Source organism: Terriglobales bacterium (genome assembly GCA_035691485.1).
Classification (GTDB): domain Bacteria; phylum Acidobacteriota; class Terriglobia; order Terriglobales; family Acidobacteriaceae; genus JAIQGF01.
In genome coordinates this window covers 19,744-30,240 of the sequence record DASSIZ010000092.1, presented here as the reverse complement: position 1 = coordinate 30,240, position 10,497 = coordinate 19,744, and the positions used below count along the sequence as shown (strand labels likewise).

Annotated in this window: 7 protein-coding genes; 6 read left to right on the top strand and 1 reads right to left on the bottom strand. The window is 58.7% G+C overall.

Features of this window, described 5'->3' with window-relative positions; translation table 11 throughout:
* The 3 genes from VFI82_12190 to VFI82_12180 all read left to right on the top strand — a co-directional run.
* Positions 1 to 3,841: choice-of-anchor D domain-containing protein (locus VFI82_12190; GenBank protein ID HET7185439.1), on the top strand; the 3,841-nt coding region annotated here is incomplete at its 5' end.
* A gap of 74 nt (positions 3,842 to 3,915) precedes the next feature.
* Complete coding sequence (locus VFI82_12185) at positions 3,916 to 4,881, top strand: serine protease (protein ID HET7185438.1); 966 nt, start codon at positions 3,916 to 3,918, stop codon at positions 4,879 to 4,881.
* A 641-nt stretch (positions 4,882 to 5,522) separates the two neighbouring features.
* Positions 5,523 to 6,212 (top strand): PEP-CTERM sorting domain-containing protein, encoded by a 690-nt coding sequence (locus tag VFI82_12180; GenBank protein HET7185437.1) that lies wholly within the window; start codon positions 5,523 to 5,525, stop codon positions 6,210 to 6,212.
* A gap of 184 nt (positions 6,213 to 6,396) precedes the next feature.
* Here VFI82_12180 and VFI82_12175 read toward each other — a convergent pair whose 3' ends face one another.
* Positions 6,397 to 6,987, bottom strand: coding sequence for a hypothetical protein (locus VFI82_12175; protein HET7185436.1), 591 nt, complete (start codon positions 6,985 to 6,987; stop codon positions 6,397 to 6,399).
* Between the two features lie 504 nt (positions 6,988 to 7,491).
* Between VFI82_12175 and VFI82_12170 the strand changes: the two genes are divergently transcribed.
* From VFI82_12170 to VFI82_12160, 3 genes are all read left to right on the top strand, one after another.
* Positions 7,492 to 8,118 (top strand): hypothetical protein, encoded by a 627-nt coding sequence (locus VFI82_12170; protein ID HET7185435.1) that lies wholly within the window; start codon positions 7,492 to 7,494, stop codon positions 8,116 to 8,118.
* A gap of 442 nt (positions 8,119 to 8,560) precedes the next feature.
* On the top strand, positions 8,561 to 9,187 hold the full coding sequence (locus tag VFI82_12165; GenBank protein ID HET7185434.1) for a hypothetical protein: 627 nt from the start codon (positions 8,561 to 8,563) through the stop codon (positions 9,185 to 9,187).
* Positions 9,188 to 9,746: 559 nt separating this feature from the next.
* Positions 9,747 to 10,364, top strand: a complete 618-nt coding sequence (locus VFI82_12160) for a tetratricopeptide repeat protein (protein ID HET7185433.1) — start codon at positions 9,747 to 9,749, stop codon at positions 10,362 to 10,364.
* Positions 10,365 to 10,497 lie beyond the last annotated feature (133 nt).

Sequence of the window (10,497 nt, the reverse complement as noted above, 5' to 3'; positions counted from 1 at the left end):
GAACGGGACCCTGAACATTGCCGTCATCTTCACGCCTTCGGCAGCCGGCGCCCGCAGCGCCGCCCTGCAGATCAATGACAATGCCGCCAACACGCCGCAACTGGTCAACCTCAGCGGCAACGGGCTGAGTCCCAGCGGACCTAAGTTCAGTCCCAGCCCCACGAGCATGACCTTCGGCAGCCAGCAGCTAGGGCAGCAAAGCTCGCCGCAGACCGTCAGCATCAGTAACCCGGGTACCGACAACCTCATCATCTCCAGCCTGACGACGAGCGGCGCCAATGCCGGCGACTTCAGCTCCCAGGTAACCGGCGGCACCGGCATCAGCTTCGGACGTTTCGGCGTCTTCCCGGTGACGGTTGCGCCCGGCGGAACCCTGACCGCGAACGTCTACTTCACGCCCACGCAGAGCGGCACGCGAACCGCCAGCCTGGTCTCCAGCGACAATGCTTCCGGCAGCCCGCATTCGATTGGGCTGACCGGAAACGGTAGTGCGCCGGTCCTGGGGCTCAGTACAACCAGCATCAACTTCGGAAACCAGATGGTCCTTGTCCCCAGCACCAGCGCGGCATTCACCATTAGCAACACCGGGAATACCGATCTGCAGATCACCTCGATGGCGATTACGAACGGAAACACCGGCGACTTTGCTTTCTCTGCATTTGTCCCGCCTGCGCCAGGAACTCCGATCGTGGTGCCGGTGAATGGGAGTATCACGGTTGGCATAATCTTCACGCCCGGCGCGATTGGGAACAGGGGCGCGGTTGTCACTATCACCGACAACGCGTCCGGTTCGCCGCATTCGGTGCAGCTGTCGGGCATCGGAATTGCACCAACTGTCTCCCTGAGTGCCGCCAGCATCAACTTCCCCGATCAGCTGGTAAACCAGTCCAGCGCACCGCAGACGGTGACGCTGACCAATATCGGCAGCGCGCCGCTGACGATCACCAGCTTCTCCTTCACGGGGACGAATGCCACCGATTTCTCGACCACGACCGCTCCCGCGACGGTGCCGGTGAACGGATCGCTAACCATATCGGTGATCTTCACGCCAGGGCCAACGGGACTCGGCCCGCGCAGCGCAACCCTCCAGATCAACGACAATGCGACGAACAGCCCACAAACTGTCTTTCTGAGCGGCAACGGGCTGGGGCAACCGGCGATCAGTTTTGTCCCGTCGTCAACCACCTTCGACATGGGATCGCAAACGGATAAGCAGCAGAGCCCGCCGCAGCAGCTGACCATCGAAAATACCGGGCTGAGCAACTTGGTCATCAGCAACATTGCGGTGAGCGGGATCAATCCCACCGACTTCAGCTTTAGCATTGCTGCCGGAACCAACACCTTCCCGCAAACCATTCGTCCGGGCGGATCGCTGGTGTACTACGTCTACTTCACCCCAAGCCAGCAAGGATCGCGAACGGCGACCTTGTTGTTTACCGACAACGCCCCGGCCAGCCCGCAGTTGCTCACCTTGACTGGCACCGGCCTGCCCACGCCCGCGACGGACTCGTTGAACACAACCAGCCTTACGTTCGCCGCCCAGCCGATCAATACCACGAGCGCCTCGCAGATTGTGGTGCTCTCCAACAGTGGCGAAACCGATCTCCACGTCTCGAGTGTGGCGGTCACTGCCGGCAACATTTCTGATTTCAGCGTCTCGCCTTCCGGGCCGTTTACGGTCGCCAAGAATGGCGGCAACGCCAGCGTCACAGTTACGTTTACGCCGCCCACTCCGGGTGCGCGCACGGCGACTATGACGGTTACCGATGATGCTGCCGGCAGTCCGCGGAACGTAACGTTATCGGGCACCGGCATTTCCCTTGGCCAATTGAGCCTGCAGCCGACCACAGTGGGGGCCAACCTGGAGGTGCGAGCGATCGGATCGCTCGATACTCCGCCCACCACGACTCTGCCGGTCACCATGACCAGCAGCGATCCCAAAAAGGTCTTGCTGGTTGCTGCCGCAGCCGATCCGAACGGCGTGACGCAAGGAACAACCCAGATCACTGGCAATGTCGCCCCCGGACAGGGCAAATTCGGATTCGGGTTCCCGGGCATGTGGGTGCAAGGAATGGATTCCTCGGGCACGGCCACGATTACGATGACGGCGCCCGGATACCTGCCGGCCACGGCCGTGGTCACGCTAACACCCTCGGGCTTCGTGCTCAGCGGCCCCAATGGCACGGGTGCGAACTTCACCGCTCTGATGGGCGCTAATTCTCCGCTCGTCGTCAATCCCGTCCAATTGGATGGCGCGGGGAACATCCTCTCTTCCAGCCAAGTTCTGCGCGGCGGCCTGACCGTGAACGCGACGGTCAATTCGGGAACCCCATCGGCGGGCACCATCGCCGGCAATCCTGCCGTGGTGCAGCCGGGGAAAAGCGAAAGCAGCGCGGTTAACTTCCAGCCGCTTAGCGCCGGAACCAGCCTGCTCACGGTTACGCAACCGGCCGGATTTGCAGTTCCGAATACGGGAGCGCAGCTGACGGTCACGGTGGCCTCGCCTACAATCACGCTCAATCCCATCACCATCGGGTTTGATCAGCAGACCGTCGCCGTCGGTCACCTCACCCTGGCGCCGTCCACCACGCTGCCGGTCACGATTACCAGTTCGGATCCGACCCGTCTGCTGCTGAGCACGAATCCGACGGCTGTTGGGAGCAGCAGCGTTACCGTCAACGTGCAACAAGGCTTGACTGCGCTTCCTCAGATCTACGTACAGGCACTGGCGTCGTCGGGCACAGTGCAATTGACGGCGAGCGCTTCGGGATACTCGTCCGGAACCAGCAACGTGGCATTGAACGGATCGGCTTTCCTGCTGAGGGGACCAAGTGGCATCGGAAAGGACTTCAGCACCAGTGCCAGCGCGCAACCCACCCCGCTCACGGTGGAACTGTGGATGCTCGATTCAGGCTCGAATCCTTTCTTACAAGGAGGGACGTTGCGGCCGGGAGTGTCCTTGGGGGTCGGCGTCAGCAGTCAAAACACGGGAACAGGAACAATCGTACCAATACCGGGCACTGCACAGTTCAATCCAGGCGACAGCTCGAATTCGACATTGAGTTTCCAACCGGCGTCTAATTGCACCACGCCCTGCACGACGTTGCTTAGCGTGGCGCAGCCAAACGGGTTCAGCACCCCGGCTTTCGGCGCGCAATTGAACGTCACGGTAAACAAGCCATCCGTGTCGCTGCGCATGGTTCAAACGTTGATAGGCAACAACCTGGAAGTGCCCGCCACGGGGGCACTGGACGTGCCGGCGCCGGGTGATCTGACAGTTACAATCAGCAGCAACAGCACGAACGTATTGCTCTCCACCTCACCCACCGCAATGGGGACGCAAAGCATTACCGTAATCGTCCCCAACGGCTCGGGTGTCAACGCATCCAATTTCCCGTTCTACTACGTCCAGGCCAGGGCAAGTTCGGGGACGGCGCAATTGACGGCGAGCGCTCCAGGATTCAATCCCGGTAGCATCACCGTGAACCTGGCTCCGTCCGGATTCGTGATCATCGACTCCGGCGGTGTGGGAGCCGGCTTCGGCGTGCAGCTGGTGGCCGGCACTACGAATGTGAACCTGAACCCGGTCCTGCTGGACGCCACCGGGGCGCCGACGTCGACCGTTCAGCAGGTGGCCGGCGGGCTTGCGCCGTCGGTTACGGTGAGCAGCGATAGCTCGGCGGTGGCGGTCACCAGCCCAGTTGTGATCGGCGGTGGCAGCAGCGGAGTTACGCTCACTTGGACATTGCAAAGCAAAGGCACGGCTAACATCACTCTCGGCACACCGACGGGCTTCACCACACTGACATCGGGTAATCCCATTTCCGTGTCGGTGTTCTGAGCTGGCGCACCTTGGGTTGCACCTTGCGCCAGTTCGGTTCTGGTGTACAACGGAGGTGAACCGGGGAGGTACAGATGGGCCGTAAATGGTTCCGAGTTGCTGTGCTTGTGCTTTGCGCGGCAGCGGTTACGCGCACGAACGCCAAGTGTGAAGTGCTGGACAAGATATTCTTGAACAGCACGGTTCTAATTTCTTATCCCGTAACCACTCCTCCGAGCGGCAAGGCCGGCAACACTACCGGCGATAAAAATCGAAAAGTACTGGGCGTGATGAACGGAACTGGCTTCCTGCTGTTCAGCGACGTCGGAGTCACCAAGACCCACGTTTATCTGATCACCAATCGGCACGTGCTACCTCCCGAAGGCGCAAAGAAGAACATCCAGCTCAGGGTTGTCATCCAGGAACAGGACGGATCGGCAAAAATTGAAGAGATTTCAGTTCCCGTGGTCGGCGACGACGGAAAGTATTTGCCGGCAGTCAGCCTGCATCGTGATCCGACCACCGATGTCGCTGCCGTCAATATCGGCAGCTCCGCCCTTGGGGCTAAGTTCACCCTGCTCACCGAAGCAGTAAAGACCGGCCGCTACTTGAGTACTTCCATGCTGCTCCCGACTTCCAGCATGGCTGCGCAGGGTGTCGGTGTGGGGAGCCAGGTTTACATCCTGGGATACCCGGCGGCAATCTTCGATCCCAGGAATGTCTCTCCGGTCTTGCGAGTGGGAGTGATCTCCACCGATCCGCTGGAAGGCTTCAACTTCAACGAGGAACTCCGACGGACAATGCATTTCCCCGAGCACATGGACGGCTTTCTGCTGGACGCCAACATTTATCCCGGTTCCAGCGGTAGCCTGGTGGTGTCCACTCCCGAAAGCACCAACTGCAATCAGGCGGAGAAACAGCGAACCTACATTCTGGGAATCGTTAGCGGCTCAATACCTATCTTCGACGCCTCGCTGAACTCTTATTCCCGGATTGGCCTGGGAATGGTGTATTCGGCCGATACCATCAGGCAAGTACTCAACGGATTCTTGAATCGGTAGGCGTTGTCTGCACGAGAATCTCGCAAAATCATTTGCGTTCCGGCCGGAACGCTACCCCCAAAAAAATAGTTGGCTGGGCAGGAGGATCCCCATCCGCCACCCAGCCAATTCTCGTTCAAAGCTTTTCGGGCTTTTCCGCCGTTGCCTTACCGGCTGTTTTTCTTGCCCTCTATTGGTTAGACGGGTGCCGATCGAAAACTTGCAAAAAAAAATAGAGTTATTAAAGACGGCCGGACGGCTGCCGCGCCACTGCCCCGCGAGACCCATCTCAAAATGATAAATGCGCCGGAAACAGGCCCCCCTCTAAAAGGTACTGTGCAACCAATTGCAGTTGAAACGGAAAGTCCTTCGTTTTCCTGAAACGCTTTTCGGCCTCAAAAGCGAATCGGCCAGCGCCTGTAGGTATCTGTTGCATTACGAAAGTACCAGTCGCGCAACTGCTTCAATCACGAACACATTTTGGTTTTTGGGCGCAAGACCTTTCATTCTTGGGGCGCATAAATTCCATTTTTCGTCGCAATTGGAGACCGCATTGCACCTTGTCCTACGTTTCACGTTCTTGGCATCGAGCCAATTCCGTTCAGAGGTGGACAGCAATGAGATTTCGTGGAGGCTTCCCTCTTGTCGCAGTCCTGCTGCTGATGGGATCTTTCGCCATGGCGGATCAAATCAACGGCAGCGCTACCGGTCTGGCAAGCCCCAACACCATCCTTACTTTCGATGGAGGATCTGGCCTCGCCGACCGTGTAGTGGTGAGTTCGTACTTCGGCGTGAACTTCACCGGTTTTGGCTGGGACAATGGCGACCTGGGGCAAGCGGGTTCCATCGGATTTTCTGGCGGAGATCTGGTAAATGGATTCTTCGGCTGGCCCACCGACACCACCATGACCATCGCCTTTAACGCGACGGTGACCGGCGCCGCTTTCGCCGCCGTGGATCAGAACAGTTCGTTCACCTTCCAGGCTTACCGGGGGGGAGCCAACGGAACGCTCGTCGATACACTGACGGCCGCTGTGGCTGGCACTCCCGGGTCCGGCTACATCGGCTTCAACAACGAAAGCTTCGACACGATTGTTATCACCCGCAACGGCGCAAGCGATTCGTCTGGGCTGTCCATCGATAATCTTCAAATCATCGGGCCGATCAATCTCGGCGTGTGCTGTTCTAGTCCAGCACCAGACACCAGTGGCGGTCCCGGGCCAGGACCGGGATCGGGTACCGGCAGCAACGGCTTCACATATCCCGACCCGGCGGTTGTTCCTGAACCATCCACTATGGTCTTGTGTGGCTTCGGTATCATTGCCCTGGTTTTCAAACACACCAGGTCCTAAGGAAGAGTCGAGCGCAAGCGCAGACGTGTGAATGCATCGAGTGCTTGACCCGCACTTCGACGCCTCAACCAGTGATGCCCGGCTAATGATTGGCGAGGCTGCCGCTGCTGGAGAAGCGTGAAACTCCCACTAACACCTAAGCCAGCAGCGCCGCCGAATTGGCAGGCGTGAAGGAAGCTTCCGTCTAAGATCCCGGGCTCGAACAGCCACAACCGCCCTGGCCGGATTTGCCGCCCAAGTACTGGACAAACAAACACGCATTCGACAGGAACGCAGCTTGCTGGGATCCCATCCTTGCTGGCTCGAGCTCACTTTCCGTGATGAACACATAGGAGTTGGTAATCTCCACATGCGTGCTTGTCGCCTGAACCAGCGAGGCATCGGGAGTGGAGAACGGTGAGATCGGGGAACAAGGCTGTGTGCCTGCAGCAATTGGAAGAATGTCGACCACACCGGAGATCGGGACAACTCCTGTCAGGGGGTTGCTGGTCAGCTGATTGCCCACCGCAGCGCTGGCCAGTTCATTCGGCGTCAGGCGGCAGGAACAGCAAGCAATCATTTCCTGGTCGGCATCGAACACGTAGATATTGGCGCAAACATCCCCGACCGGGCTGGTCATTGGCGTACCCAGTTTTCCGACGTTAATGATGCGCACCGACTGGTCGAGCAGGCCGCCATGGCCGGAGTTGTTGTCGTACGCGGATACCAGGAACGATTGCGCGAGCGCGGGTGCGGCCAAGCCCAATATTAAAAGGACCAACAACCTGTGCTTCATTCCGAGCCTTTTCTGGCGCCTTTTGCAAACCGTTTGCTCACACACGTGCGCTTGGAATGCTGCAAGCTACGGGCCAAACCAATCGCGCACAGCGTAGTGTATGGCAAAGGGTTGCCCCTTCCAGAGCCGGCGCATTACTCCAACATGTGCAGATGGTTGCAGTGCGGATGGGTACATTCGGTACTAAGCCCAAGGATTACTCCTGCCGCACCTCGAAGCTGAAAACGAGTCCGTGACCGTCGCCGATTGTGCCGAAGTAGCAATCAATCAGGGACAACGATCGAGTTTCTGCCGGCTGAGGCGCCATGAGAGTCCGCAGACCTTGAGCACCATCGATCCTCTCTTTTGGCCTGCCGATTTCATCATTCGTACCGGCACGAGGTTAGCCGCCAGGGCTAATGCGGCGGGACTAGTAACTCGGGGGAATTGCCAACCTCAAGAGCGGAGTTCATGCTAGCGCGGTTCGTCGTCTCGACGGCGAACCTATTCGAGGAGGATCCCCAAATGAAGAAACTACTCGTAGTCCTTGGGATTCTTGTACTGGTGCCGTGTATGGCGCTGGCGCAGGGAACCTATTACGTCGACTATTACGCCAACAATGATGGTCCGGAGCCGGCCGAGCCTGACCAGATTATCCGCATCATCAATGTGGGCACACTGGGCACGCCGCTGACCAGCCCGACTGGCGACATCTGCGCCAACGTGTACGTGTTCGATGCCGACCAGGAAATGATTGCCTGCTGCGCCGCGCGTTTGACCCCGAACGAACTGGCCTCTGCTTATGTTGGCCATGACCTGACCAGCCACCCGTTAACCTCCGTGGTTCCGGAGTCTGGCGTGGTGAAGATCGTCCTCGTTCCCCCGCCGGCGGGCGGCTGCAATCCGACCGTCAGCACCACCGTTCCTGACGCAGGTCTGGGCGTGGTGTTCGGAACGCACCTGCAGTTCCCCGAGGGTGGTGACGAAACCAACCAGGCCGCCCCCTATTTCGTAACCGAAACCCAAAAGGCTCCTTCGACGCTGAGCGCGGCGGAAGAGGGCTTCCTGCAGACCGCTTGCTCTTTCACCCTGTATCTGGGCAGCAAGTTCAGCGGCTTCTGCAACATCTTGCGCTCGACTGGACAGTTCTAGTCTGATTGAGTTTGAAGTTAACTTGCGCGTGCCAGGCTTTCACCGCCTGGCACGCGTTTCTTCACCATAATCGGGAGCTGATGATTTCTGCGCGACGGGAGCCAGGTTCCTCCCCTTGCCGTAGCCGAATGCAGAAACGACGGCCTCTCGAGCGCGTCTGGCCGGGATGGAAGCGCTCGACTCCCCGATTGCCACCAACACTAGACCGCTGCGGCTACCGTTCTGACTCTCACGGCGCTGCCGATCAGCACAGCGATAAGTACTAATCCAAGCCATTAGCCTAAGCGGTTAGTTTCTACGGTTAGCCTGCTTCGGTTAGTGTCTCTGGGGAATTGTCACCGTCATCTTCCAAGTGCATTCTTGGTTGCGTTTGTAGCTCGCTCTCCCCAAGCTGGCTAGTGAATAAACAAAATCAAGTCCACCAAAACGGAGGATCCCCAAAATGAAGAAACTACTCGTGGTCCTTGGGCTTCTCTTGCTCGTGCCGTGTATGGCGCTGGCGCAGGGAACCTATTACGTCGACTATTACGCCAACAACGACGGTCCGGAGCCGAATGAGCCTGACCAGATTATCCGCATTATCAATGTGGGTACACTGGGCACGCCGCTGACCAGCCCGACTGGCGATATCTGCGCGAACATCTACGTGTTCGACGCCGACCAGGAAATGATTGCCTGCTGCACGCTGCGTTTGACCCCGAACGAACTCGGCTCGGCGTACGTGGGTGCCGATTTGACCAGCCACCCGCTGACCTCCGTGGTTCCGGAGTCTGGCGTGGTTAAGGTTGTCCTCGTTCCTCCGCCGGCGGGCGGCTGCAATCCGACCGTCAGCACCACTACTCCTGACGCGAGTCTGGGCGTGGTGTTCGGAACGCACCTGCAGTTCCCCGAGGGTGGCGACGAAAACAATCAGCTCGCCCCCTATTTCGTAACCGAAACCCAAAAGGCTCCTTCGACGCTGAGCGCGGCGGAAGAGGGCTTCCTGCAGACCGCTTGCTCCTTCACCCTGTATCTGGGCAGCAAGTTCAGCGGCTTCTGCAATACCCATGCCTCGACCGGACAGTTCTAGTCTGATTGAGCTTGAAGTTAACTCGCGCGTGCCAGGCGGTGTCCTCCACCCGGCACGCGGTTTCTCCCTCCCCAGTTCTGATCCGAAGCTGTTGTTAAAGCGCGGGCCATTAGCCCGGAAAATTCGTCACTTTTCCGTCAACGGGCTTGTAATGAGTCGAAGTAGTGCGGTACAAGTTCCGCACGACATTGCTAAACTCGCCCGCGGAATGGAACAACGAACCGCAACCCAAGCGGGCCGTTGAATCCAACGGCTGAAATTGTATTCATGGGGAGGAGATCCGATGTTCGGCAAAGTCCTACAATTAACCCTACTATCTACGGCGATACTCGCCAGCTGTTCCAGTCTTTACGGCCAGAGTGCAACGGGTGTGGCTGCTCAGCCGGCACTAACCGGCAATCAAAGCGCGAATCAAAGCACGACGACACCTGCCAATCAGAATGCGGCTCCGGCGGCCAATCAGAGTGCGGCTCCAGCAACAGGTCAGAGCCCGGCTCGGTCGCAAGGTCCACGTCAGCGGTCGAAGAATAGGGCGCTTCCGCAGACGCCGCCAGCCGATATGGCTTCCTTGAAGCAAAGTGCTCTCGCCGGCAATGTCGAAGCCCAGGGCAAGCTGGGCGAGATGTACGCTATCGGTCAGGGTGTGCCTCGCAGCCTGCCCGAAGCGGCGAAATGGTTCCGCATGGCCGCGGAGCAGGGCGATTCCGCTGCGCAAGCGAAACTGGGGCTGATGTACATCGCCGGATTCGGTGTGCCAGCCGACAAGTCACAAGGATTGGCTTGGTACAAGAAAGCCGCGGCTCAGGGCAACTTGGATGCTATGTTGGGGCTGGGAAATCTATACGAGCAGGGCACGGCGGTTCCGAAGAGCATGCTGGAAGCTTCGAACTGGTACAAGAAGGCCGCGGAAGCCGGAAACGTCACTGCGCAACTTAAGCTGGGAGACATCTATCGCTCCGGTGTCGACAATGTTCCCCACGACTACGCACAGGCCATGAAGTGGTACCGCAAGGCGGCGGAACAAGGCAGTGGCGAAGGCGATTTCTATGTCGGTTATATGTATCAAGAAGGCCTCGGCGTCACTGTCAATACTGAAGAGGCTGCCAATTGGTATACCAAGGCAGTCCAGGACAAGTATCCATCGGCAAGGATTGCACTGCGAAACTTGGGAAGATAGCGCGCCTGCGGAGATCACAATAGCGGACCAGCAGCCCCCTTCGCCTTCTGGCAGCTGCGGCCGAACCACTCCACGATTCGCGCCTTGTGCTGCCTAAGCTCGAGTTCCCCCCGGGTGCTGTGCCGTTTCGAAA